General features: G+C 62.8%; 20 protein-coding genes. All 20 read right to left on the reverse strand.

Features of this window, described 5'->3' with window-relative positions; translation table 11 throughout:
* Position 1 precedes the first annotated feature (1 nt).
* Complete coding sequence (locus ACZ0BA_RS19795) at positions 2 to 1,465, reverse strand: aspartate aminotransferase family protein (protein ID WP_463452902.1); 1,464 nt, start codon at positions 1,463 to 1,465, stop codon at positions 2 to 4.
* A gap of 28 nt (positions 1,466 to 1,493) precedes the next feature.
* Positions 1,494 to 2,864, reverse strand: coding sequence for a glutamine synthetase family protein (locus ACZ0BA_RS19800; RefSeq protein WP_463452903.1), 1,371 nt, complete (start codon positions 2,862 to 2,864; stop codon positions 1,494 to 1,496).
* A 122-nt stretch (positions 2,865 to 2,986) separates the two neighbouring features.
* Positions 2,987 to 3,745 (reverse strand): gamma-glutamyl-gamma-aminobutyrate hydrolase family protein, encoded by a 759-nt coding sequence (locus tag ACZ0BA_RS19805; RefSeq protein ID WP_463452904.1) that lies wholly within the window; start codon positions 3,743 to 3,745, stop codon positions 2,987 to 2,989.
* Positions 3,746 to 3,828: 83 nt separating this feature from the next.
* Complete coding sequence (locus tag ACZ0BA_RS19810) at positions 3,829 to 4,674, reverse strand: ABC transporter permease (RefSeq protein WP_463452905.1); 846 nt, start codon at positions 4,672 to 4,674, stop codon at positions 3,829 to 3,831.
* Positions 4,671 to 5,579 (reverse strand): ABC transporter permease subunit, encoded by a 909-nt coding sequence (locus ACZ0BA_RS19815; protein ID WP_463452906.1) that lies wholly within the window; start codon positions 5,577 to 5,579, stop codon positions 4,671 to 4,673. The genes ACZ0BA_RS19810 and ACZ0BA_RS19815 overlap by 4 nt, the downstream gene beginning before the upstream one ends.
* Positions 5,580 to 5,591: 12 nt before the next feature.
* Entirely contained in the window at positions 5,592 to 6,719 is a 1,128-nt protein-coding gene (locus ACZ0BA_RS19820; RefSeq protein ID WP_463452907.1) for an ABC transporter ATP-binding protein, read from the reverse strand.
* Positions 6,720 to 6,812: 93 nt separating this feature from the next.
* Positions 6,813 to 8,183 carry a glutamine synthetase family protein gene (locus ACZ0BA_RS19825; protein WP_463452908.1) on the reverse strand — a complete coding sequence of 457 codons (1,371 nt, stop codon included), beginning with the start codon at positions 8,181 to 8,183 and terminating at the stop codon, positions 6,813 to 6,815.
* A gap of 51 nt (positions 8,184 to 8,234) precedes the next feature.
* Entirely contained in the window at positions 8,235 to 10,958 is a 2,724-nt protein-coding gene (locus tag ACZ0BA_RS19830; RefSeq protein ID WP_463452909.1) for a molybdopterin-dependent oxidoreductase, read from the reverse strand.
* 24 nt (positions 10,959 to 10,982) lie between these two features.
* Positions 10,983 to 12,221, reverse strand: coding sequence for an NAD(P)/FAD-dependent oxidoreductase (locus tag ACZ0BA_RS19835; RefSeq protein WP_463452910.1), 1,239 nt, complete (start codon positions 12,219 to 12,221; stop codon positions 10,983 to 10,985).
* Entirely contained in the window at positions 12,218 to 12,565 is a 348-nt protein-coding gene (gene nirD, locus ACZ0BA_RS19840; protein WP_463452911.1) for a nitrite reductase small subunit NirD, read from the reverse strand. The genes ACZ0BA_RS19835 and nirD overlap by 4 nt, the downstream gene beginning before the upstream one ends.
* An 11-nt stretch (positions 12,566 to 12,576) precedes the next feature.
* Entirely contained in the window at positions 12,577 to 15,108 is a 2,532-nt protein-coding gene (nirB, locus tag ACZ0BA_RS19845; RefSeq protein WP_463452912.1) for a nitrite reductase large subunit NirB, read from the reverse strand.
* Between the two features lie 17 nt (positions 15,109 to 15,125).
* On the reverse strand, positions 15,126 to 16,430 hold the full coding sequence (locus ACZ0BA_RS19850; protein WP_463452913.1) for an MFS transporter: 1,305 nt from the start codon (positions 16,428 to 16,430) through the stop codon (positions 15,126 to 15,128).
* A gap of 396 nt (positions 16,431 to 16,826) precedes the next feature.
* Complete coding sequence (locus ACZ0BA_RS19855) at positions 16,827 to 17,498, reverse strand: methyl-accepting chemotaxis protein (RefSeq protein WP_463452914.1); 672 nt, start codon at positions 17,496 to 17,498, stop codon at positions 16,827 to 16,829.
* Entirely contained in the window at positions 17,498 to 18,304 is an 807-nt protein-coding gene (locus ACZ0BA_RS19860) for an ABC transporter ATP-binding protein (RefSeq protein WP_463452915.1), read from the reverse strand. The genes ACZ0BA_RS19855 and ACZ0BA_RS19860 overlap by 1 nt, the downstream gene beginning before the upstream one ends.
* A gap of 11 nt (positions 18,305 to 18,315) precedes the next feature.
* The gene (gene ntrB / locus ACZ0BA_RS19865) at positions 18,316 to 19,212 is read right to left on the reverse strand and encodes a nitrate ABC transporter permease (protein WP_463452916.1); all 897 of its coding nucleotides are present in this window, start codon (positions 19,210 to 19,212) and stop codon (positions 18,316 to 18,318) included.
* Positions 19,213 to 19,241: 29 nt separating this feature from the next.
* Positions 19,242 to 20,414, reverse strand: coding sequence for a CmpA/NrtA family ABC transporter substrate-binding protein (locus ACZ0BA_RS19870; protein WP_463452917.1), 1,173 nt, complete (start codon positions 20,412 to 20,414; stop codon positions 19,242 to 19,244).
* Positions 20,415 to 20,833: 419 nt separating this feature from the next.
* Positions 20,834 to 21,457: an ANTAR domain-containing response regulator gene (locus ACZ0BA_RS19875; RefSeq protein ID WP_463452918.1), complete on the reverse strand. Its 624-nt coding sequence runs from the start codon at positions 21,455 to 21,457 to the stop codon at positions 20,834 to 20,836.
* Positions 21,458 to 21,534: 77 nt separating this feature from the next.
* Positions 21,535 to 22,407, reverse strand: coding sequence for an ABC transporter permease (locus ACZ0BA_RS19880; protein ID WP_463452919.1), 873 nt, complete (start codon positions 22,405 to 22,407; stop codon positions 21,535 to 21,537).
* Positions 22,404 to 23,261, reverse strand: a complete 858-nt coding sequence (locus tag ACZ0BA_RS19885) for an ABC transporter ATP-binding protein (protein WP_463452920.1) — start codon at positions 23,259 to 23,261, stop codon at positions 22,404 to 22,406. The genes ACZ0BA_RS19880 and ACZ0BA_RS19885 overlap by 4 nt, the downstream gene beginning before the upstream one ends.
* A gap of 4 nt (positions 23,262 to 23,265) precedes the next feature.
* Positions 23,266 to 24,285 (reverse strand): ABC transporter substrate-binding protein, encoded by a 1,020-nt coding sequence (locus tag ACZ0BA_RS19890; RefSeq protein WP_463452921.1) that lies wholly within the window; start codon positions 24,283 to 24,285, stop codon positions 23,266 to 23,268.
* Between the last annotated feature and the right edge of the window lie 4 nt (positions 24,286 to 24,289).

Raw genomic sequence — 24,289 nt, forward strand, 5'->3', positions numbered from 1 at the left:
TTTAGACCCAGCCGCGTTCCTTGATGTCGGCGTAGGTCAGATCCAGACACTTGCGGATCAGCGCCACCATCTCGTCAATCTGTGCCACCGTCATGACCAGCGGCGGAGCGATAATCATGCGGTCGCCGACGGCGCGCATGATCATGCCGTTGTCGAACATGTAGCCACGGCAGACCATGCCAACACCGAGCGACTCGTCGAACGTCACGTTGTCGTGCACCACCGGCGCTTTGACGCGCACCAGATTCAGACCGGCGACGAAGCCGCAGCTGTCGGCATATCCAACCAGCGGATGGTCGGCCAGTTCCGCGAACCGTTTCTTCAGATAAGGCCCGGTTTCATTGGCGACGCGCTCGACCAGCTTCTCTTCTTCGAGGATACGAATGTTTTCCAGCGCCGCCGCGCAGGCGACTGGATGGCCGGAATAGGTGAAGCCGTGATTGAACTCGCCGCCCTGCCCGATCAGCACATCGGCCACGCGGTCGCCAACCAGCACGCCGCCCAGCGGCACATAGCCGGACGTGACGCCTTTGGCAAAGGTGATCAGATCGGGTTTGATGCCGAACAGCTCCGACGCGAACCATTTACCAAGCCGGCCAAAGCCGCAGATCACCTCATCGGCGATCAGCAGGATGCCGTATTTGTCGCAGATGCGCTGGATCTCCGGCCAGTAGGTCGCTGGGGGGATGATCACGCCGCCGGCGCCCTGTACCGGCTCGCCGATGAAGGCTGCGACCTTGTCGGCGCCGACCTCCAGGATTTTCTTTTCCAGCCACGACGCGGCCTCGATGCCGAATTCGTCCTCGGTCATGCCGCGCCCGGACTCCAAATAGCTCGGCTGGCCGATATGCACAATGCCGGGAATCGGCAAGCCACCCTGCGCGTGCATGCCGTCCATACCGCCCAGCGAAGCGCCGGCCACGGTGCTGCCGTGATAGGCGTTGTGGCGGCTGATGATGGTGTGGCGTTCCTTGTATCCCAACACGTCCCAATAGCGGCGCACCATGCGCAGATTGGTGTCGTTACCCTCCGAGCCGGAGCCGGTGAAGTAGACGTGGTTGAAATGCGGCGGCGATATCTTCGCCAGCTTGGCCGCCAACTGCACGGCCGGCACATTGGTGGTGTTGAAGAAGCTGTTATAGAACGGCAGCGTCTCCATCTGCTTGTAGACCGCTTCCGAAATGCTGGTGCGGCCGTAGCCGACATTGACGCACCACAGGCCGGACATGCCGTCGAGGACCTTCTTGCCCTGCGAATCCCACAGGTAGATGCCTTCGCCGCGCACCATCACGCGCGCGCCCTTCTCGCCCAGCGCCTTGTGGTCGGTGAACGGGTGCATGTAGTGCGCCGTGTCCAGCTTTTGAATCGCGGTGGTGTCGTACACCTGCGGCGTGGCCGGACTTTTTACCGACGCGACCAGCGCGGCACTCGGTGCCGGGCCTGGTGCTAATGAATTGTTGGTCATAGTATTTCCTTGTTGGAGAGGTGGATGATCAGACGTGCAGCAGCAGGTGTTCGCGTTCCCACGGGCTGATGACGGTCATGAATTCCTGATGCTCCAGGTCCTTGATCGCGGCGTAGACGTCGATGAAGCGGCCGCCCAATACGCTGCGCAGCTTGTCCTCGGCCCGCAGATGCTGCAGCGCTTCCGGCAGGCCTTGTGGCAGTTCCACTTTGAGGTCGTAGGCACTGCCCACGGTCATTGGCGTCGGTTCCAATTGTTCGGTCATGCCAAGATAGCCGCAGGCCAGCGTGACGGCCAGCGCCAGGTACGGATTGGCGTCCGCGCCGATGATGCGGTTCTCGACGCGGCGATCCTGCACACCCGATTCCGGCACGCGGAAACCGACGGTGCGGTTGTCCATACCCCATTGGATATTGATCGGCGCCGCAGTGTGGCGCACCAGGCGGCGGTAAGAGTTCACATACGGCGCGACGATCGCCATCGCCGACGGCATATAGCGCTGCAGGCCGGCGATGTACTGTTTAAAGATAGGCGCCGCCGATCCATCCTCGGCGCTGAAGATGTTCATGCCGGTTTTGGCATCGACTACGCTCTGGTGCACGTGCATCGCCGAACCAGGTTCACCCGCCATCGGCTTGGCCATGAAGGTCGCATACATATCGTGCTTGAGCGCCGCCTCGCGCAAGGTGCGCTTGAAGAAGAACACCTTGTCGGCCAGTCCAAGCGGATCGCCGTGCAGGAAGTTGATCTCCATCTGACCGGCCCCGATTTCGTGAATCAGCGTGTCGACGTCGAGGTTCATCAACTCGCAGTAGTCGTAAATGTCCTCGAACAACGGATCGAACTCGTTCACGGCGTCGATGCTGTAGACCTGACGGCTGGTCTCGGCGCGGCCGCTGCGGCCGATCGGCGGCCTCAAAGGCAAATCCGGATCGGTGTTTTTGGCGGTCAGGTAGAACTCCAGCTCCGGCGCCACGACCGGCTTCCAGCCTTTGTCCTCATACAGCTTGAGCACCCGGCGCAGCACGGAGCGCGGCGCGAAATCGACCAGCCGGCCGTCCGAAAAATAGCAGTCGTGGATCACTTGCGCGGTCGGGTCGCTGGCCCACGGCACCATGGTGATGGTGGTCGGATCGGCCTTCAGGATCATGTCGCGGTCGGTGCTGGAGATGGCGCGGTCGTAGCCCGCGTCTTCGGTCGGATAGTTGCCAGTCACGGTCATGCCCAGCACCGCTTCCGGAATGCGCATGCCGCGCTCCTGGGTAAATTTACCGCGCGGGAGGATCTTCCCGCGCGCCACACCCGTCAGATCGGGCACCAGGCATTCAATTTCGGTGACGTGTTTTTCGTTCAGCCACAGATCCATATCTGTGTATGTAAAGTTCTCGCGGATTGCCATGTAATTCTCTCTATTGTTTTAATCGTGCGCCGGCCGCGCTGGGGCCTTGGCGATACTGTGTGCTGTGGGGCTATGCGAAAAGCGGCACTAAGGGACCCGCCGCGCCCACTGTTCGTAGGTCTTCATGCGTCTCTCCCTTGCTTGTAGATGCGGCAGGCCTCACCAAAAGCCTGGAACAACTTGATCGAGTCGGGGTTCTCGGATAACCGCCACTCGGGGTGCCACTGTACCGCGAGCGTGAATCCCGTGTCGCGCGGCAGGCTGTAGGCCTCGACCAGGCCATCGTCCGCATGGGCTTCGACCGCGAGGCCCGGCGCCAGTTTGTCGATGCCCTGCCCGTGCAGCGAATTGACCATGATCGTCGATACGCCACCCAATATTTGCGCCATGCGACCGCCCGCAACCAGGTTCACGCGATGCGATGCCGCGTACTGCTGTTCCAGCGTCAGCGTCTTCTGCTCGCGATGGTCGGACATGCCCGGCACGTCGTGCACCGCCTGGTGCAGCGTGCCGCCCAAGGCCACGTTCATCTCCTGGAACCCACGGCATATGGCGAACAGCGGGATACCACGCTCGATCGCCGCGCGTATCAGCGGCAGCGTGGTGGCGTCGCGCGCAGGGTCGCGCGGTAACAGTGGATCGAGTACCTGCTGGCCGTACAGGGCGGCATTGACGTTCGAAGGGGAGCCGGTCAGCATGATGCCGTCGGCCAGATCAAGCAAAGTGTCGAAATCGGTGGCGTCGCCCAGCGCCGGCACGATCAGCGGGGTGCAGCGGGCGCCGTCGGCCACGGCGGCGACATATTTGAGATGCGCGGTATGGCTGGCGTGTACGCCGACCAGATTGACGCAAGCGGGAACGAGAACGATAGGGCTGCGCATGTTTATCAATTTAGCATGAATTACATGATCATGTTCCTATTTTCCGCGTTTCCCCTTGCTGACGAATTTAAAGAATGCGTGGATCAGCCTTTGGCGGCCGATGAAATCTGCTTCTGGCGCAGCCGCTCGTTGCGGGCGATGTAGAGGCTCGATGCGATCACGCCGATGCTGACGACCAGGATGGTCAGCGCGGCAACCGCGTTCACGCGCGGGTCGAGGCCCAAACGTGCGCGCGAGAAGATCACGATCGGCATCGTCGACGAACCAGGGCCGGACAGGAAGGCCGACAGCACCACGTCGTCCAGCGACAAGGTGAATGTCAACAGCCACGCGGAGCCGAGTGCCTGTTTGATGTTTGGCAGCGTCACCAGGAAGAATACCTGATAAGGCTTGCAGCCCAGGTCCATCGCAGCCTCCTCCAGCGACTTGTTCATCTCCTGCAGGCGCGATTGCACCACCACCGCCGCATAGGCCATGCCCAGCAAGGTGTGGCCGATCCAGATCGTCATCACGCCGCGTTCGGGGAAGCCGAACACCTTCTGCACCGACACCAGCATCAGCAGCAGCGACAGGCCGATGATCACTTCCGGCATCACCAACGGCGCGCTGACCATGCCGGCGAACAGCGTGCGGCCTGTGAAGCGGTGATAGCGATTGAGCACGAAGGCGGCGAAGGTGCCCAGCACCACCGACACGCAAGCCGTCATCAGCGCGATCCGCAGCGACAGACCAAGCCCGCTGATGATCTCCGTGTCGTTCATCAGCGCCGCGTACCACTGCAGCGAGAAACCGCTCCACACCATGTCCTGGCGCGAGCTGTTGAACGAGAAGACCACCAGCACCACGATCGGCAGATACAGGAACAGATAGCCCATCGACAGCCAGCCACGCCCAAACCAGCGCTGCATCAAGGTTGTATTGCCTTTCATGAGCGGGCCTCCTGCTCTGCCTTGTATTTATTGAAGATCGCCATCGGCACCAAAATCAGCAGGATTACCACCACCGTCACCGACGACGCCAGCGGCCAGTCGTTATTGGTGAAGAATTCGTCCCACAGCTGGCGGCCGATCATCAAGGTCTCTGGTCCGCCCAGCAGCTCCGGAATCACGTACTCGCCGATGGCCGGAATGAACACCAGCATCGAGCCGGCGATGATGCCGGACTTCGACAACGGCACGGTGATGCGCCAGAACGCTTGCAGCGGCGTCGCGCCCAGATCGGCGGCCGCCTCCAGGAAACGGGTGTCCATTTTCACCAGATTGGCGTACAGCGGCAGGATCATGAACGGCAGATAGGCGTAGACCATGCCGATGATCAGCGAGAACTGGGTATTCATCAGGTGCAGCGGCTCGCTGATGGCGCCGATCCCGATCAGGAAGTTGTTGACGATGCCGTTGTTGGCAAGGATGCCCTTCCAGGCGTAGATCCGCAGAAGGAAGGAAGTCCAGAACGGCAGCATCACGAGCATCAGCAGCACCGGACGCATAGTGGGTTTGGCGCGCGCCATGAAGTAGGCGAACGGGTAGCCGATGATCAGGCAAAGCGCGGTGGTGATGGCGGCAAACTTGAGGGAGCTGAGATACGTCAGCACATACAGCTCGTCCTCGGCGATGAACAGGTAGTTCGATATCTTGACCTTGAGCGTGATGACGCCATCGACAAGCGTCATCAGCGTGCCGAACGGATTGCCCATATCCGACTCGGTAAAGCTGATGCGCAGGACGATCAGGAACGGCACCAGGAAGGCGAATGTCAGCCACAGGAACGGCACGGCGATGACGACGCGGCGGCCGGTCAGCCACCGCAAGGTCAGCAAATTCTTTAGAAAATTCATGACCGTTCCACCTTAGCTGGTCAGCACGACGACGTCGGCGCCATCCCACCAGGCGTAGACGCGCTGGTCGCGCTTGAGCGCCGCGTCGTTGTGGCGGGCGGCGTTGGTCCGCGATACCTTGATCTCCATGCCGCTATCCAGCCGCACGTGGTACAGCGTCTCGTTGCCGAAATACGCCATGGCGGTGATCGTACCCTGTACGCAGTTGTAGCCATGTTCGCTGGCGTTGGCGCGCTGCTCCAGGGTCGGGGCCTCGGTTTGCACCGCGATCTTTTCCGGCCGCACTGCCACCGCCACCGGCATGCCCATGGTGCCGGTGATGCCGTGGGTGACGTAATGGCGGCCCTCGGGCGTGTCGATGATGACGTGGTCCGGCTCATCGACCGCCACGCTGCCGCTGAACAGATTGACGCTGCCGATGAAGTCCGCGACGAAGCGGCAATTCGGCGTTTCGTAGATTTCGCCCGGCGGGCCGACCTGCAGGATGCGACCTTCGCTCATGACGGCGATGCGGGTGGCCATGCTCATCGCCTCGTCCTGATCGTGGGTGACCATTACGCAGGTCACGCCGACTTCCTCGATGATGCCGACCAGTTCCATCTGGGTGCGCTCGCGCAGCTTCTTATCGAGCGCGCCGAGCGGCTCGTCGAGCAGCAGCAATTGCGGGCGCTTGGCCAGGCTGCGCGCCAGCGCGACGCGCTGCTGCTGGCCACCGGACAGCTGGTGCGGCTTGCGCTTGCCGTAGGCGCTCAGCTGCACCAGATTGAGCATCTGCTCCACGCGCGCGGCGATTTCGTCCTTCGGCAGGCCGTCGCGGCGCAGGCCGAAGGCGATGTTGTCCCACACCGACAGGTGCGGGAACAGCGCGTACGACTGGAACATCATGTTGATCGGGCGCTGATATGGCGGCACGCTGACGATGTCTTTGCCGGCGAGCGTGATCTGGCCCTGGGTCGGCGTCTCGAAGCCGGCCAGCATCCGCAGCAGCGTCGATTTGCCGCAGCCCGAGCTGCCCAGCAACGCGAATATCTCGCCCTTGTTGATGGCGACCGACACGTCGTTGACAGCGCGGACACCGTCGAATTCCTTCACCAGATTGCGGATCAGGAGGAAGGGTTCAGCAGCTCGCTCTATGGTCATGTTATAAAATAATAAATGATATTAATAATATATCTGAAACGACCATCGGCCGGTCGCCCGATTTTTGGGACACGTGATTATAAGTGCTGCCAATTACACGTGCAGCAATAAGTGTTCCCGCTCCCACGGGCTGATGACGGTCATGAACTCCTGGTGCTCGACCTCTTTGATCGCCGTGTAGACGTCGATGAAGCGCTCGCCCAGCACCTCGCGGATGCGGTCCTCGCGGCGCAACCACTCCAGCGCCTGCGGTAATCCCTGCGGCAGCTCGGACACGTGGTCGTAGGCGCTGCCGGTGATCATAGGGGTGGGCTCCAGCTTGTCGACCATTCCCAAATAGCCGCAGGCCAGCGTCACCGCCATCGCCAGATACGGGTTGGCGTCGGCGCCAATGATGCGGTTCTCCACGCGGCGCTGCTCGACGCCGGAGATCGGAATGCGGAATCCGACCGTGCGGTTGTCGTTCCCCCACTGGACGTTGATCGGCGCTGCCGTGTGGCGCACGATGCGCCGGTACGAATTGACGTACGGCGCCACGATCGCCATGACGGCAGGCGTATAGCGCTGCAGACCGCCGATGTAGTGGCGGAAGATCGCCGATGGCGAGCCGTCCGCTGCGCTGAAGATATTGCGGCCGGTGGCGGCGTCGCTTACGCTCTGGTGCACATGCATGGCCGATCCGGGCTCGCCGGCCATCGGCTTGGCCATGAAGGTGGCGTACATGTCGTGCTTGAGCGCCGCCTCGCGCAAGGTGCGTTTGAAGTAGAAGACGTTATCGGCCAGCGCCAGCGGATCGCCGTGCTGGAAGTTGATGCCCATCTGGCCCGCGCCCGTTTCGTGGATCAGGGTATCGACGTCGAGGTTCATCAGCGCGCAATAGTCGTAGATATCCTCGAACAGCGGATCGAACTCGTTGACGGCGTCGATGCTGTAGACCTGGCGACTGGTCTCGGCGCGGCCGCTGCGACCGACCGGCGCGCGCAACGGCAGATCGGGATCGATGTTCTTTTCAGTCAGGTAAAACTCCAGTTCCGGCCCCACCACCGGCTTCCAGCCGCGCTCCGCGTACAGTTTTAATACGCGGCGCAGCACTGAGCGCGGCGCGAAGTCGACCAGGGTGCCATCGGCGAAGTAGCAATCGTGGATCACCTGCGCGGTGGGATCGACCGCCCACGGCACGGTGGTGATGCTGCCGGGGTCCGCGCGCAAAATCATATCGCGGTCGGTGGAAGAGATGGCGCGGTCGTAGGCTGCGTTCTCGATGGGGTAGTTGCCGGTGACGGTCATGCCCAGCACCGCCTCGGGGATGCGCATGCCGCGCTCCTGGGTGAATTTCGCGCGCGGCAGAATTTTCCCGCGCGCGACGCCCGTCAAATCGGGCACCAGGCATTCAATTTCAGTGACTCGGTTCTCGTTGAGCCACAAATCCATATCGGCGTCGGAGAAGTTTTCACGGATAGACATGTTCGCTCTCTGTTGTCATGATCAAGCGATCGATAGTCTAATTTACCATATTTACAACCTTGCCTCCGCCGCCTCCACCCGCGTTTGCACAAGAATCTTCTTGATTTCGGGGACGCAGGAGCCGCAATTGCCACCCGCCTTGAGGCATGACGTCACCTGCGCGACCGTTTGCAGATCCTTCTCGACGATGGCGTCGCAGATCGTGTTGCGGCCCACGCCGAAGCACGAGCACACGGTCGGACCGGTATCGGCGCCCTTCTCGACCGGCATGCCGACCAGCAGGCCGACGCGGTCGATTTCGCTCAACTGCTCCTTGACGAACAGGCTGGCGAGCCATGCGCGGGACGGCATATCCTGGCGCGGCGACAGGAAGATGCACTGTTCGATGCGGTCGTTCACCACGTGCACCGCGCGATACACGCCGGCGGTGCGGTCCTCGTATTCGAGCCAGTCGGCGTCAAGGTCCTGCACACCCAGCACGCCGCGCGCCCACTGGCCGAAATCGGAGATGGTGTTGCGCCCGGCCAGCTCGTAGCGGGCGAATTCGCGGCCCTGGATGCGGGTCCAATGGGCCACGCTGTCCAGATCCACCTCGGTGCGGCTCAGGATGAAGCTATGCCAGTTGACGCGAAACTGCTCGATGCGCACCGGCGTATGTTTGAATTCCGGCTCGCCGGACACCGGATCGACCACCGGGTTGACCAAAGCGCCGACGCGGGCGTCCGACGACGTCTGGCCGGACCAGTGGATCGGAATGAACACCGTGCCGCGCGGGATGCCGCCGCCGTGCTGCACGCGCGCCACCATCGCCCCCCATTCGGAGCTGACGCGGGCCAGATCCCCCTCGCGCACGCCGTGCAGCAGCGCGTCCTGTGGGTGAATGTCGACGAAGGATTCGGAGATATGATCGGCCAGCGTGAAGGACTTGCCGGTGCGCGTCATCGTATGCCATTGATCGCGTACGCGGCCGGTATTGAGCGCCAGGGGGAAGTCCTCGCTGACGGCATATGCCGGCGCGCGCGGCGCGGTGGCGATGAAACGCGCCTTGCCATCGGCATGGGCAAAACGCATGTCGGCGAACAGGCGCTCTTCGACTTCGATCGCACCGGCTGCGTTGCGGCGCACCGGCCACTGGACCGGTTCCAGATCGTCATACTCGCGCTGCTTCAGTTGCGCCAGACCGGACATGTCGAAGGCGCGCGGCACGTCGGCGGCGCTGTTGCGGAAGCCGCTCAGGCGCGCGTGCTCGTCGAATACGCAGTTGACGCCGGCGAAATCAAAACCACTGAAGCCCATCCGCTGAGCGAACAGCGCCAGGATCTTCCAGTCGGCCAAGGCCTCGCCGGGCGCCGGCAGGAAGGCGCGCTGGCGCGAAATGCGACGCTCGGAATTGGTGACCGTGCCTTCCTTCTCGCCCCAGCCCAGCGCAGGCAAAAGCACGTCCGCATAGGCGTTGGTGTCGGTATTCTGCATGATGTCGGTGGCGACCACCAGTTCGCACTTTTCCAGCGCGCGCCGCACCTGGTCGGCGTCCGGCATGCTGACCACCGGATTGGTCGAGATCACCCACACCGCCTTGACCTTGCCGTCCTCGATCGCCTTGAACAGGTCTACCGCCTTCAAGCCAGGTTTGTCGGCCATCGACGGCGACTCCCAGAAGGTCTGCACGACCTCGCGATGGTCGGCGCGGTCCAGGTCCATGTGCGCGGCCAGCATGTTGGCCAGGCCGCCCACTTCGCGCCCGCCCATGGCGTTGGGTTGGCCGGTGATCGAGAAAGGTCCCATGCCAGGCTGGCCGATGCGGCCGCCGATCAGGTGGCAGTTAATGATGCTGTTGACCTTATCGGTGCCGGAAGACGACTGGTTTACACCCATCGAATAAGCGGTAATGGTCTTGTGCGTGGCCGCGAACAGTTCGTAGAACTCCATCAGCACCGGCAGTTCGATGCGGCAGATCTTGGCGACGACGGCGGGATCGCTGCAATCGGCATTGGCGGTGGCGAGCGCTGCGTCGAAGCCGTTGGTATGGTCGGCAACGAAGGCCGGATCGACCGCGCCGATGCGGTTCAGATAACTGAGTAAGCCGTTGAATAGCCAGACGTCGGTGCCCGCTTTCACCGGCAGATGCAGGTCGGCCAATTCGCAGGTCGCGGTGCGGCGCGGATCGATGACGACGATCTTCATCTCCGGCCGGCTTTCCTTGGCCTTCAGGATGCGCTGGAACAGGATCGGATGGCACCACGCTGTGTTGGAGCCGACCAGCACCACCATGTCGGCAAGTTCCAGGTCGTCGTAGCACAGCGGGACCAGGTCTTCGCCAAAGGCGCGCTTGTAACCTGCCACCGCCGACGACATGCACAGGCGCGAATTGGTGTCGATATTGGCGCTGCCGATGTAACCTTTCATCAGCTTATTGGCGACGTAGTAATCCTCGGTCAACAGCTGGCCCGATACGTACAAGGCCACGGCATCCGGTCCATGCTTGTCGATGATGGCGCGCCACGTGCCGGCGACCTTGTCCAGCGCCTCGTCCCACGAGACGCGGCGCAGGCCCTCTTCGCCGCGCACCTGCGGATACAACAGGCGGCCATCGAGGCTGACCGTCTCGCCCAGCGCGGAACCCTTGACGCACAGGCGCCCCTTGTTCGCCGGATGCAGCTTGTCGCCGGCGATGGTGACCGTGCCGTCGCCCTTGGGGGTAGCGCTCACACCGCAACCGACGCCGCAATAGGCGCAGGTGGTGCGTACTGACAGATGGTCTTGGGACAGGTTCAAAATTCGCTCGCTTACACTAGTGGATCACGCGGCCCGGGCGCTGAGCGCCTCGCCGAATAATAGGGTTTGCCGGATCGAGGTGATGTCGGTGCCGTTTTGTATCAGGCCGAAATACCAAGGGCCGTCCTTGACGTCGCCGTACAACACGGCGCCGGTGACGCGATTGTTCTTCAACACCAGCCGCTTGTAGACGCCGCGCCGCGCATCGCGCAGCACCAGGTCTTCGGAACCGACGCCGCCGATAAAATCGCCGACCGAGTACAAGTCTACACCGGTGACCTTCAACCGTGTAGGCGAGGTTTGCTGCACATAGCGGCGCACGCCGGCGCCCGCCAGATGGGCCCCGCACACGCGGGCCTGGTCCCAGATCGGCGCCACCAGTCCAAACGTCGCGCTACGATGCTGCACGCATTCGCCGACCGCGTAAATGCGCGGATCGTAGGTTTGCAGCGTGTCGTCGACGATGATCGCGCGGTCGCAGTGCAGGCCCGCCGACTTGGCCAGCTCGATGTTCGGACGCACGCCGGCGGTCATCACCACCAGGTCGGCCGGGATCTCGCTGCCGTCTTTGAAACGCACCGCCGTCGCGCGATCGGTGCCGACGATTTCGGCGGTCTGCGCGTTCAGCATGAACGTCAGGCCTTTGTCTTCCAGCGCCCGTTGCAGCAGTTGCGCGGCCGGTTTGTCGAGCTGCTGGTTCATCAACGCGTCGGTCACATGGACCACGGTAACGGACATGCCCTGCCGCTGCAGGCCATTAGCCGCTTCAAGTCCCAGCAGGCCGCCGCCGATGACCACCGCGTGCTTGTGGTTGCGCGCCGCCTCCAGCATCGATTCCACGTCCTGGATATCGCGAAAGGCCAGTACGCCCGGCAGATGGTGGCCCGGCACCGGGATGATGAACGGCTTGGAGCCGGTGGCGATCAGCAAGCGGTCGTAGCGTACTTCCAGGCCGGAACGGGCGCGCACGATGCGCTTGCGCCGGTCGATATGTTCGACCGGATCGCCCGCGTGCAGGATGATGCCATGCTGGACATACCACTCCCGGGTATTGAGCATGATGTCGTCCATCGTCTTCTCGCCGGCCAGCACCGGCGACAGCAGGATGCGATTGTAGTTACCATGCGGCTCGGCGCCGAACACGGTGATGTCGTACATATCCGGATCGAGCTTGTGCAGCTCCTCGACCGTGCGCATGCCGGCCATGCCGTTGCCGATGACGACCAGCGCAGGCTTCGATTCCACGCGCTCCGGGGGTTTCATAGGCCTACCCAGACTTTGCCCTCGGCCACGCGGGCCGGGTAGGTGCCCACCGAGTTCGCCGGCGCTTCCAGGCACTCGCCCGTTTGCAGGTCGAAGTGCTGCTTGTAGATCGGCGAAGCGACAACGATGCGCTCTCCCAGACTTCCCACCAGGCCGCGCGACAGCACGGCAGCTTGCGAGTTCGGATCGTAATTATCGATGGCGAACACGCGCGGGCCGCCGTCGTTAACATGGAAGACCGCTATCTGCGCGTTGTTCAGCAGTGCGCAGACGCCGGTGTTGGGCACGATGTCGTCCAGGTTGCAGACGGCGATCCAGTTATCAGTTTGAATATCGCGATGCATTTGTATTCTCCTCAAGCTGCGCTGACGGCAATCGGAATCACGCGTTTGCGCTCTTCCACGGTGGCCGGACGAATCTGGCCGCGTTCTTCCATGAAGACGACGTTGTCGTCGCCCCTCTCACTGTTGACGAAGGTACGGAAGCGCTTGCGCGTCTCCGGATTTTCCACGGCTTCCTTCCACTCGCAAGCGTAGGTGTTGACGACGTGCTGCATGTCCGCTTCGAGGTCGGCGGCGATGCCCAGCTTGTCCTGCACGACGACCTGCTTCAGATAATCGAGGCCACCCTCCAGGTTCTCGCGCCAGGTGCTGGTGCGCTGCAGGCGGTCGCCGGTGCGGGTGTAGAACATCAGGAAGCGGTCGATGTACTGGACCAGCGTCGCCTTGTCCAGATCCGTCGCCAGCAGCTCGGCGTGGCGTGGCTTCATGCCGCCGTTGCCGCACACGTAGAGGTTCCAGCCCTTTTCGGTGGCGATGATGCCGACGTCCTTGCCTTGCGCCTCGGCGCACTCGCGGGTGCAGCCGGAGACGCCGAACTTGATCTTGTGCGGCGTGCGCAGCCCCTTGTAGCGGTTTTCCAGCTCGATCGCGAGGCCGATCGAATCGTCGACGCCATAACGGCACCAGGTCGAGCCGACGCAGGACTTCACCGTGCGCAGGGACTTGCCATAGGCGTGGCCGGATTCGAAGCCGGCGGCGATCAGTTCTTCCCAGATCAGCGGCAACTGCTCGACGCGGGCGCCGAACAAATCGACCCGCGCGCCGCCGGTAATCTTGGTGTACAGCTGGTACTTCTTGGCGACCATGCCGACGGCGATCAGGCCATCGGCGGTCACTTCGCCGCCCGGCATGCGTGGCACCACCGAGTAGGTGCCATCCTTCTGGATGTTACCGAGGAAGTAGTCGTTGGTGTCCTGCAGGCTGGCGTGTTCCTTCTTCAGCACAAAGTCGTTCCACACCGATGCCAGGATACTGGCGGCCAGTGGTTTGCACACATCGCAACCGAGCCCTTTGCCGTGCTTGTGAAGCAGATCGTCGAAGGACTTGATCTGACCGACTTTGATGAGGTGGAACATCTCCTGACGCGAGTAGGCGAAGTGTTCGCACACGTGGTTGTTGACGGCCATGCCGAGCTTTTTCATCTCGGCCTTCATCACCTGCGTCACCAGCGGCACGCAGCCGCCGCACGAGGTGCCGGCGTTGGTGCAGCTTTTCAGGTCGCCGATAGTGCAGGCGCCGGCGGCGACCGCCGCGCACAGCGCGCCCTTGGAGACGTCGTTGCAGGAGCAAATCTGGGCGCTCTCGGGCAGCGCGTCCACGCCCAGGCCAGGCTTGGCGGTGCCGTCCGACTGCGGCAGGATCAGGAACTCGGGCGATTCCGGCAGCTCGATCTTATTGAGCATCATCTGCAGCAGCGTGCCGTATTCGGCGGCGTCGCCCACCATCACCGCGCCTTGCAGGTATTTGCCGCAATCGGAGACGACGATCTTCTTGTAAATTTGCTTGCGCTCGTCGGTGAACTGGTAGGAGCGGCTGCCGGCAGTGTTACCGTGCGGGTCGCCGATGCTGGCCACGTCCACACCCATCAATTTCAGCTTGGTGCTCATGTCGGCGCCGGCGAATTCGCCCGCTTCGCCCAGCATGTGCTTGGCCGCGACACGCGCCATTTCGTAGCCCGGCGCGACCAGACCGAAGATCAAGCCGCCCCACAGCGCGCACTCGCCGATGGCGTAGACGTCCGGGTTGGAGGTGACGCAATTGTTATTGATCTCGATGCCGCCGCGCGGGCCGACAGCCAGGCCGCATTCGCGCGCCAGCATATCGCGCGGGCGGATACCGGCCGAGAAGACGATCATGTCGGCGTCCAGATGGCCGCCGTCGGCGAACTCCATGCGATGGGTGCCGTCCACGCCATCGACGATGGCGGTGGTGTTTTTCCCGGTGTGGACGGTCACGCCCAACTCTTCGATTTTACGACGCAGCACGCGCGCGCCGCTGTCGTCGACCTGCACCGCCATCAGGCGTGGCGAGAATTCGACCACGTGGGTGTCCAGCTTCAGATCGCGCAGCGCCTTGGCGCATTCGAGGCCCAGCAGGCCGCCGCCGATAACGACGCCGGTCTTCGAGCGCTGACCGCATTCCATCATCGCTTCCAGATCCTCGATGGTGCGGTAGACGAAGCAGTCCTTGCGCTCCTTGCCCGGCAGCGGCGGCACGAACGGATAGGAACCGGTGGCGATCACCAGCTTGTCGTAAGGGAGCACGTCTCCGTCGCCGGTGGTGACGGTTTTGCCGGCGGTGTCGATGGCGGTGGCGCGGGTGTTCAGGCGCAGCACCATGTCGTCACGTTCGAAGAATCCCGGCTTGACCAGCGACAGGTCTTCGGCGGTTTTACCGGAGAAGAATTCCGACAGGTGCACGCGGTCGTACGCTGGACGCACTTCCTCGCACAGCACCGTCACCTGCAGGTTGGTCTTGCCGCTGACGGCCAGGCTTTCCAGGAATTTGTGGCCGACCATGCCGTGGCCGATAACGATGATTTTCATAGTAGGTTCCTTTGAACTTAAGCTGCCAGTTTGGTAGCGGATACGGATTCTTCGATGGCGCTGGTGCTGAAACGCGCGGCCAGTGCGCACAGCGCGGTGGCCGCGACGACGATGCCGAGGATGCTCAGCGTTTGCTGCGTATCGCCCAGGCCCTTCATCAGGAAGCCTGCGGCCACCGCGCCGACGTTGCCGCCGGCGCCGATGATGCCGGCCACGCCGCCCAGGGCGCGCTTGTCGACGAACGGCACCACGGCATAGGTCGCGCCGCAAGCCATGTGGGTGAACAGGCCGAAGATCAGCATCGCGACGATCGCCAGCGCCGCGGTGCCGGCGTTGGCGAACATCAGCAGGCCGGCGCCTTCGCCGAGCATCAACACGAACAGCAGGGTGACGCGGTTATTCAGGTTGCCCTTGGCGGCGAATTTGTCCGAGGCCCAGCCACCCAGTGCGCGGGCGAACAGCGCCAGCAAACCGAAGCTGCCGGCGGCCATGCCGGCCTGGCCCAAGGTCAGCTTGAAGTGGTCGACGTAGTAGATCGCGGCGATGTTGTGGATGAAGATCTCGATGCCGAAGCAGGCGCCGTAGGTGATGAACAGCAGCCATACGCGGTAGTTGGCGGCGGCCAGCTTGAAGCTCTCCCAGCCACCTTTTTTGCCGCCCTCGATCGGGATGCCGGCGGCGCGCAGCTCGCTGAAGTTACCTTGCGGGCAGTCCTGCGTGTAGCGGTAGTAGACGCCGGCCATGATGATCATCAGGATGCCCGGCACGATCAACGCGGCGCGCCAGCCGAAGGTCTCGGACACGCCCAGCATCACCATCGCGGTCATCAGCAGCGGCATGACAGCCTGCGCGACACCGCCGCCGGCGTTGCCCCAGCCTGCGGCGGCCGCGTTGGCCGTGCCGACCACTTTAGGGGCGAACATCACCGAGGTGTGGTACTGGGTGATGACGAAACTGGCGCCGGCCGCGCCGATCCCGAGGCGGAAGAACAGGAAGCTCTCGTAGCTCTGCGCGAAAGCGACGCCGATCACCGGGATTGAACCAAGCAGCAGCAGGCCGGTGTAGGCCTTGCGCGGGCCGAAGTGATCGCACAGCGGGCCGACGATCAGTCGCACCAGGATCGTGATGGCGACGGCGGCGATGTTGATGTTGGCGATTTGCGACACGCTCAAACCGAATTCGCCTTTAATCACCGGCATCAGCGGCGCGCAAGCGAACCACGCGAAGAAGCAGACGAAGAACGCCATCCAGGTCAGGTGGAACGCCCGCATCTGTGGCGTTGAGATCGAGAAGAGCTTGATGCTGGTAGCTTTGGTGGCCATGTTTTATCCCGTTCAGAAAACAAAAAGGCGCCCGCTCAACCAAGGTGTTCTAAACCAGGTCAAGCGGACGCCGTTGTCCTGCCGGTCCTTCATTGGACCGACCGTATGTATTTGGGAGGGATCGCCTTTGACCCCCTGCTCCTTCTAATGCAAGAGGCGTGCCAATGGTCTGGCGAGAGGCGCTACAGAGGGAGAACGCGGTTTTGAGGTTTCAGTAAAGAAATTGCAAGCTTGTAGTGGTGCGATGTTGCGGTGCGTGGTGCACGCTGACGGTGCGCGATGGCGGTGCGTTATCACATCCTACCGGGGTCAAGTCTGTCATTCGGACACGAACCCATCCTAAAACCCGCCATACGGCCAAGCCCGTGTCCGAATGACAGACTTGACCCTGGGGGTTTAGCCGGCGGCGGCCAGTGCTGCCGCGACCATCTCGTCGATTTCGCCGCTGATGCTGGACAGGACGCCCGCCACCACCGAGAACTCCTTGCCGGCCGCGCCGGCGCGCGCGGCGACGATGCGGGCGTTGAAGGCCACCATGCGCGCCTGGCGGTTGATGGTTTCGATGTCGGTGATGACGCCGCGCAGCTGCTTGCGCACCAGCCGCGCGTTCTGCTTGGCCTGCTCTTCGTAGATGCCGGTGATCTGGTTCAGGATTCCCAACGTCGGCGTTGTGATGCGCACCAGCTCCGCCAGCAGTTCGGCAGCCTGCCCCGAACCGCGCGCGATCGCGTTTAGCGTGCGCTCGCCAAGGTCGGCGAAGGCGACGATCTGACGGTCGCCGTCCATCTTGCCATAGTAGGCTTCCCGCAGCTCGGCGCAGAACACGCCCGGCAATCCGTCCGCCTCGCCCAGCAGCGACTTGTGGGCGCCACGGAACAGCGCCAGCGCTTCGCGCGCCGTCGCCGCACCCTCCTCCTGCCCCTGCGACGCCAGCAGCGCGTACAGCACGATGCGCTGCGACGTGAAGCGGCGCCGCCCCGACAGGTTGATCAAGGCGCTGAATACCTCTCCGGTGAGCGCTTTGCCCAAGATGCCAGCTGGCGTCAGGACGCCCGTGGACATGTCCATTACGCCGCGTCCTTCGCGGGGTGCGCCTGTTTCCGGTACAAGAACTCCAGCACCGCCGTGCGGTATTCGGTGTAACGCGTATCCTGCGCCAGCGCCACGCGGTCGCGCGGTCGCTCCAGCTGGACGTCGACAATCTCGCCGATGGTGGCGGCAGGGCCGTTGGTCATCATGACAATCCGGTCCGACAGCAGCACCGCCTCGTCGACATCGTGGGTAACCATCACCACCGTCGATTTGGTGGCGGCGACGATCTTGAGCAGCTCGTCCTGCAAATGGGCGCGGGTCAGCGCGTCCAGGGCACCGAACGGCTCGTCCATCAGCAGCACTTTCGGCTCCATCGCCAGCGCCCGGGCGATGCCGACACGCTGCTTCATGCCGCCCGAGATCTCGTGCGGACGCTTGGTTTCGGCCGCCGTCAGGCCCACCAGCGCCAAAGCTTGCATGGTGCGCTCGCGCAGCTGTGCCTTCGATTCGGTCTTGCCGAATACGCGCTCCACGCCCAGGTGGATGTTTTCATAACAGGTCAGCCAGGGCAGCAGCGAGTGGTTCTGGAATACCACCGAGCGCTCCGGCGACGGTCCGGCGATCTCGCGGTTGGCGCACAGCAGAACGCCGTCGGTTGGCTTGAGCAGGCCGGCGATAAGGTTCAGCAAGGTCGATTTGCCGCAGCCCGAGTGGCCGATCAGGGTGATGAATTCTCCCTTGCGCACCGTCAGATCGATTTCATGCAGCGCGTGGAACACACCTTTTTTGGTGTGGAAGACCATCTCCACGCCCTCTACATCGATGAATTTTGGATCGTCCATGACAGTGCTCCTTAGTTGGATACTTGTTCGTAGGTGAAGGCACGTGCCAGCGCCATCAGCGCCTGCTCCAGCAGCAGACCGACAAAACCGATCGCCACGATCGCGATGATGATGTGCGGGACGTTCAGGTTGTTCCACTCGTCCCACACCCAGAAGCCGATGCCCACGCCGCCGGTCAGCATCTCCGCCGCGACGATGACCAGCCACGCGGTGCCGATCGACAGGCGCACGCCGGTCAGGATGTAGGGCAGCGCCGATGGCAGCAGGATCTTGGTGAGCACCTTCCACTCCGACAGGTTGAGCACCCGCGCCACGTTCATGTAATCCTGCGGCACGCGCTGCACGCCGACGGCCGTGTTGATGATCATCGGCCAGATCGAGCAGATGAAGATCGACCAGATCGCGGCCGGATTGGCCGACTGGAACACCAGCAGTCCGATAGGCAGCCAGGCCAGCGGCGACACCGGCTTGAGCAAACTGATAATGGGGCTGAACATATTGCCGATGAATTGCACGCGGCCGATCAGGAATCCCAGCGGGATGCCGACCAGCGCGGCCAAGCCGAAACCGATCGCCACCCGCTGCAGCGACGCCAGCAAATTCCAGCCGATGCCCTGATCGTTCATACTGTTGCGGTAGAACGGATCGGAGAACAGCTTGATCGCCTCCTGCAGCGTGACCAACGGCGTCGGAAACGAGGTGTTTTTCACGGTGATGATCTGCCACGCCAGCACCAGCAGCGCGGCGCCCAGCAACGGGGCGACGATCTTCATCGCGGTGGCGGAGACCTGCTTGCGCACCCGCGCGGTCGAATTGGCGGCGAGCGGGCGGCGTGGACGGCGGGACGGTTTGGCGTCGAGTGCCGCCTTGACGGGCGACGCGCTATCGGGTTTGAGCATGGCGTTCATGGCGTTCCTCTATCTGGCTGGGGAAGAAATCAGGCTTTGATCTTGAACGAGGCGGCAAACGCTTTCGGGTCTTTGCCGTCCCACACCGAACCGTCCATCAGCTTCGATGTGCGCAGCGGGCTTTTCGGAATCGGCGTCTTGGTCATCGTCGCCGCGTCCTTGTACAGATCGATCTGGTTGACCGACGTTGCGACGGCCAGGTAGTTCGGATCTTCCTTCAGCAGGCCCCAGCGGCGGTGCTGGGTCATGAACCACATGCCGTCCGACAGGAACGGGTAGTTCACCAGTCCGTCGTTGTAGAACTTCATGTGATTCTGGTCGTCCCAAGTCTTGCCCAGCCCATTCTGGTAGCGTCCCATGATGCGCTGGTCGATCGCGTCCTTGCTGGTGTTGACGTAGGATTTGTCTGCGATGACCTCGGCCATCTTGTTTTTGTTGGCCAGCGAGGCGTCGATCCACTTGCTCGCCTCGAGGATCGCGGCCATCATCGCGCGGCAGGTGTTCGGGTTTTTCTTCGCGAATTCCAGTGTGGAGCCGAGCACCTTTTCCGGGTGGTCCTTCCAGATGTCCTGGGTTGTGGTGGCGGTGATGCCGATGCCGTCCATGATGGCGCGGTGGCCCCACGGCTCGCCCACGCAGAAGCCGTCCATGTTACCGACCCGCATATTGGCCACCATCTGCGGTGGCGGCACCGTGATGACCTTGGCGTCCTTCATCGGATTGATGCCGTTGGCGGCCAGCCAGTAGTACAACCACATGGCGTGGGTGCCGGTCGGGAAGGTCTGCGCGAACGTGTATTCGCGCTTGTCGGTGTTCATTAGCTTTGCCAGCGAGACGCCATCGACGGCGCCCTTGTCGGCCAACTTCTTCGACAGCGTGATCGCCTGGCCATTGTTATTGAGGCCCATCAGCACCGCCATGTCCTTTTTCTGGCCGCCAATGCCCATCTGGACGCCGTACAGCAGGCCATATAGCACATGGGCCGCATCCAGATCGCCGTTGGCCAGCTTGTCGCGCACGCCGGCCCACGAGGCCTCCTTACTGAGCACGAATTTGACGCCGTACTTCTTGTCGAAGCCCAGCACCGAGGCCATGACCACCGACGCGCAATCGGTCAGTGGAATAAAGCCGATCTTGATTTCTTCCTTCTCCGGTTTGTCCGAACCCGCCGCCCACACGCCACCCGTCGATAAACCCAACATACTTCCTCCCGCTACTAAACCTGCACCATGAATCACTTTTTGAATTGCCGCTCTGCGCGAAACATTAACGTCGTTGGCGGCCGGTGGCAAGGCGGAATCTGCTGGTAGCTTCTTATCGTTCATGACTATCCCTCTGTAGACAGTAAAACCGTTCGGACAAAAAAAACGCCTACCCCGCATGAACGCATTCATGTTCGGTAGACGTCATTGTCTGGTGTGCCCCACCGCCGTTGGCAGGGCTCATCGGCGCATCATTGCGCTTGGCTACAGACAATGCAATGTCCGTGCCAGCATTGCTTACAGAGGGAGCGAAGGAAGCCGCCGTCGGGCGGCGCACCGCCAAATGGCTGGCGTGCGACGCCAAAAGCGCACCGGCGGTGCGCCTCGCATCATTTTGGACGGCGGACTAAAATAAAGTATTAACCCAGCAGGTCTTCGACGTCGAGGATGCGCTGGGCGACCTCGGACAGCTTGAGGTTTTTGCTCATCGCCATACCGCGCAGCTTTTGGTAGGCCTGCTCTTCGGTGAAGCGCTGGCGCTCCATCAGCAGGCCCTTGGCGCGTTCGATGATTTTGCGCTCGGCCAGTTTGCTCTTGGTGTCGGACAGCTCGTCGAGCAGCTTCTGCTCGCGCTTAAAGCGCGCCAGCGCTACCTGCAGCACCGGTTTGATGCGCTCGCCCTGCAGGCCGGCCACGATATAGGCCGACACGCCGGCCGCCATGGCCGCCTCCATGCTCTCGGTGTCTTCGCTTTCGGTGAACATGACGATGGGGCGGCGCTCGTCGCGCGTGGCGATGACGATATGTTCGAGGACGTCGCGCGCGTCCGATTCGGCGTCGACGATGATCATATCGGGCTGCAGCTGGGCGATCCGCTCGGGCAGGTACATATCCGGCGGCAGCGAGGCGACGATGTCGTAGCCCGCTTCCAGCAGGCCGATACGCAGCACCCTGGCGCGTTCGACCTGGGCGCGCAACGACTCGTCATCCTCGTCGCCGGCGTGGATGATGGCGTTGACAACCACGATACGCAAATGCCGCATGGTCATAACAAACCGATAATTTTGATGTGCATGCGCAGATTCTAAGGCACAAAGCCCGAATTCTGCCAGCCCTCAAATTAACGTTGCATGCCCCAGCGCTTGACGGTGACGCTTTCGAGTGGTCGGAATACCACGTTTTCCACCAGCAGTCCGATGAGGATCACGGCGGCGAGGCCGGCGAACACCTTGTCGGTGTAGAGCTCATTGCGGTTCTGGAAAATGTACCATCCCAGCCCGCCCTGGCCACCGGTGGTGCCGAATACCAGCTCGGCGGCGATCAGGGTTCGCCACGCGAACGCCCAGCCGATCTTGAGTCCCGACAGGATGGACGGCAGCGCGGCCGGCACCAGGATGTGCAGCACCAGCCGCAGGCCGCTCAAGCCGTAATTGCGGCCGGCCATGCGCAGCGTTTCGGGCACGCTCTGGAAGCCGCCGTAAGCACCCAGAGCCAGCGGCCACAGAACCGCGTGCACGATGACGAAGATCAGGCTTCCCTTGCCAAGGCCGAACCACAGCAAGGCCAATGGCAGCAGCGCGATCGCCGGCAGCGGATTGAACATCGACGTCAAGGTCTCCAGCAGGTCGCGGCCGACGCGGGTGGACGCGGCCAGCGCCGTCAGCACGAAAGCGGCCACGATGCCGGCGGCGTAGCCTTGCAGCAGAACGGCCAGCGAAATGCGGACGCGGTCGAGCAACTCGCCGCTGGCGACGCCGCTGACAAAAGCTTGCGCCGTCTGCACAAAGCCGGGCAGCAGCAGATCGTTGTTCTGCCAGCGCGCAAGGCCTTCCCACAACACCGCCAGCAAAACCAAAATAAAGCTCTTACGCAGCCATGCCTGTTCCCACGCGCGGCGGGCTAGCGGCAGCGGGATGTCGACGGCGCGCGGGGCGGCCGTGTTGGTGACGTAGACGTATTCCTGACGCACCGGTGGATCGAGAACGAGGCTCATGACACGCGGCTCCGTTCAATGTGGGCGCCTGCCACGGCGGACGCAGTGTCGGGCGCCGCGGTGGCATGTCCCTGCGTTGGATCACCGAACAGCAGCCCGTGGATGCGCTGCGTCGCCGCCTGGAACTCGGCACCGCCGGCGCTGTCCAGTCCAAACTGGTGGCTGTTCAACTCCGCCCTGACCTGCCCCGGGTGCGGCGACAGCAGCAGGATGCGATTGCCCACGACCAGCGCCTCCTCGATCGAGTGGGTGACGAACAGCAGCGTGAAACGCAGCTCCTCCCACAACCGTCCCAGCTCCTCCTGCATATTGCGCCGCGTAAGCGCGTCCAGCGCGGCAAAGGGTTCGTCCATCAGCAGGATCTCCGGCTGCATCGCCAGCGCGCGTGCGATCGCCACGCGCTGCTTCATGCCGCCCGACAGCGTGTGCGGGTGGGCGCTCTCAAAGCCTCCCAGTCCCACCTTGTCGATCCAGTGCATCGCGCGCTCCTCGGCGTGATGACGTTTCAGCCGCTTGGTCATCAGCAGCGGGAACATGACATTTTCTTTAACGGTCTTCCACGGCGGCAGCTGGTCGAATTCCTGGAACACGACGATGCGGTCCGGCCCAGGCCCGTCGATCCGCCTGCCATCGATGCTGATGCTGCCTGCGGCCGGTTTGATGAAACCCGCCGCCGCCTTCAGTAGCGAGGACTTGCCGCAGCCCGAAGGCCCCAGCAGCACAAACCGGTCGCCGCGATAAACATTGAAGCTGACGTCATGCGTGGCGCGCGTGACGCCGTATTCCAGGCTGACGCCATCGGCGACGAGCAGCGGCGCGACGCCATTGTGGGGACGAACAACCTGGAAGGCCATGCTGTTACCCGCCTTTCGTGATGACCGGGTCGTCGAAGAAGTAGTCGCGCCAGCTGGCCGGCTTCTTCTTGATCGCGCCCACGCGGTGCAGGAACTGCGCCAGGCCCAAAGTATTCTGCGGCTCGACGCTGAAGCGCACCTCCGGGTTCTTGAAAATCTTCAGCAGCAGATCGCGATCGACCTTGCTCTTCGAAACGCGGATATACGCATCGGCCGCGCCTTCCGGATTGGCGCTCGCATACCTCGCTGCCTCGGCCAACGCGCCGGTGAAGGCGCGGTAAGTCTTCGGATTCTCGGTGCGGAATTTTTCGGTCGCGTACAAGACGGTGGCCGAACTCGGGCCGCCCAGCACATCGTAGGAGTTGAGGATGATGTGTGCGTTCGGATTACCGGCCAGTTCCTGATCCTGATACGGCGGATTGCCGAAGTGGCCGTTGATCTCGGTGCCACCTGCGATGACGGCTGCCGCAGCGTCGGGATGCGGCAAGGTCTGGGTGAATTTATCGAGCCGCGCGAACTCCTTGTCGCCCCACTGCTTGGCCGCAGCGTACTGCAGGATGCGCGCCTGCACCGACACCGTCACCGCCGGCAGGCCGATACGGTCCTTCTCGGTCAGGTCGGCGATCGTCTTCACCTTGGGATTGGTGCTGACCAGGTAATACGGGAAGCTGCCCAGCGAGGCCACGCCTTTGACGTTCTGCCGGCCGGCGGTGCGGTCCCAGATCGTCAGCAGCGGGCCCACGCCGGCGCCGGCGATATCGACCGCGCCGGACAGCAGCGCGTCGTTGACGGCCGCGCCGCCCGACAGCTGCTTCCATTCCACCTTGACGTCGACGCCGTGCTTTTTGCCTTCCTTCTCGATCAGCTGCTGGTCCTGCGCGACGTTGAGCAGCAGGTAGACCACGCCGAACTGCTGGGCGATGCGCAGCGTGCCTTCCGCCTGTGCGGCAGATACGGCACCAAGGCTCAGCACCAGGGTTGATGCGACGACGGCTGCGAGCTTGCGGGATGTGAGTCTGGACATCGTA

The sequence above is a fragment of the Duganella sp. AC917 genome, assembly GCF_979258245.1.

Coding starts and splice junctions, on each gene's coding strand:
- nirD (WP_463452911.1), bottom strand. CDS start 12,565: ATGCATCGCGATATTCAAACTGATAACTGGATCGCCGTCTGCAACCTG.
- ACZ0BA_RS19820 (WP_463452907.1), bottom strand. CDS start 6,719: ATGACCATAGAGCGAGCTGCTGAACCCTTCCTCCTGATCCGCAATCTG.
- ACZ0BA_RS19815 (WP_463452906.1), bottom strand. CDS start 5,579: ATGAATTTTCTAAAGAATTTGCTGACCTTGCGGTGGCTGACCGGCCGC.
- ACZ0BA_RS19825 (WP_463452908.1), bottom strand. CDS start 8,183: ATGTCTATCCGTGAAAACTTCTCCGACGCCGATATGGATTTGTGGCTC.
- ACZ0BA_RS19850 (WP_463452913.1), bottom strand. CDS start 16,430: ATGGCCACCAAAGCTACCAGCATCAAGCTCTTCTCGATCTCAACGCCA.
- nirB (WP_463452912.1), bottom strand. CDS start 15,108: ATGAAAATCATCGTTATCGGCCACGGCATGGTCGGCCACAAATTCCTG.
- ACZ0BA_RS19870 (WP_463452917.1), bottom strand. CDS start 20,414: ATGTTGGGTTTATCGACGGGTGGCGTGTGGGCGGCGGGTTCGGACAAA.
- ACZ0BA_RS19875 (WP_463452918.1), bottom strand. CDS start 21,457: ATGCGGCATTTGCGTATCGTGGTTGTCAACGCCATCATCCACGCCGGC.
- ACZ0BA_RS19835 (WP_463452910.1), bottom strand. CDS start 12,221: ATGAAACCCCCGGAGCGCGTGGAATCGAAGCCTGCGCTGGTCGTCATC.
- ACZ0BA_RS19880 (WP_463452919.1), bottom strand. CDS start 22,407: ATGAGCCTCGTTCTCGATCCACCGGTGCGTCAGGAATACGTCTACGTC.
- ntrB (WP_463452916.1), bottom strand. CDS start 19,212: ATGAACGCCATGCTCAAACCCGATAGCGCGTCGCCCGTCAAGGCGGCA.
- ACZ0BA_RS19885 (WP_463452920.1), bottom strand. CDS start 23,261: ATGGCCTTCCAGGTTGTTCGTCCCCACAATGGCGTCGCGCCGCTGCTC.
- ACZ0BA_RS19855 (WP_463452914.1), bottom strand. CDS start 17,498: ATGGACATGTCCACGGGCGTCCTGACGCCAGCTGGCATCTTGGGCAAA.
- ACZ0BA_RS19795 (WP_463452902.1), bottom strand. CDS start 1,465: ATGACCAACAATTCATTAGCACCAGGCCCGGCACCGAGTGCCGCGCTG.
- ACZ0BA_RS19805 (WP_463452904.1), bottom strand. CDS start 3,745: ATGCGCAGCCCTATCGTTCTCGTTCCCGCTTGCGTCAATCTGGTCGGC.
- ACZ0BA_RS19800 (WP_463452903.1), bottom strand. CDS start 2,864: ATGGCAATCCGCGAGAACTTTACATACACAGATATGGATCTGTGGCTG.
- ACZ0BA_RS19890 (WP_463452921.1), bottom strand. CDS start 24,285: ATGTCCAGACTCACATCCCGCAAGCTCGCAGCCGTCGTCGCATCAACC.
- ACZ0BA_RS19860 (WP_463452915.1), bottom strand. CDS start 18,304: ATGGACGATCCAAAATTCATCGATGTAGAGGGCGTGGAGATGGTCTTC.
- ACZ0BA_RS19810 (WP_463452905.1), bottom strand. CDS start 4,674: ATGAAAGGCAATACAACCTTGATGCAGCGCTGGTTTGGGCGTGGCTGG.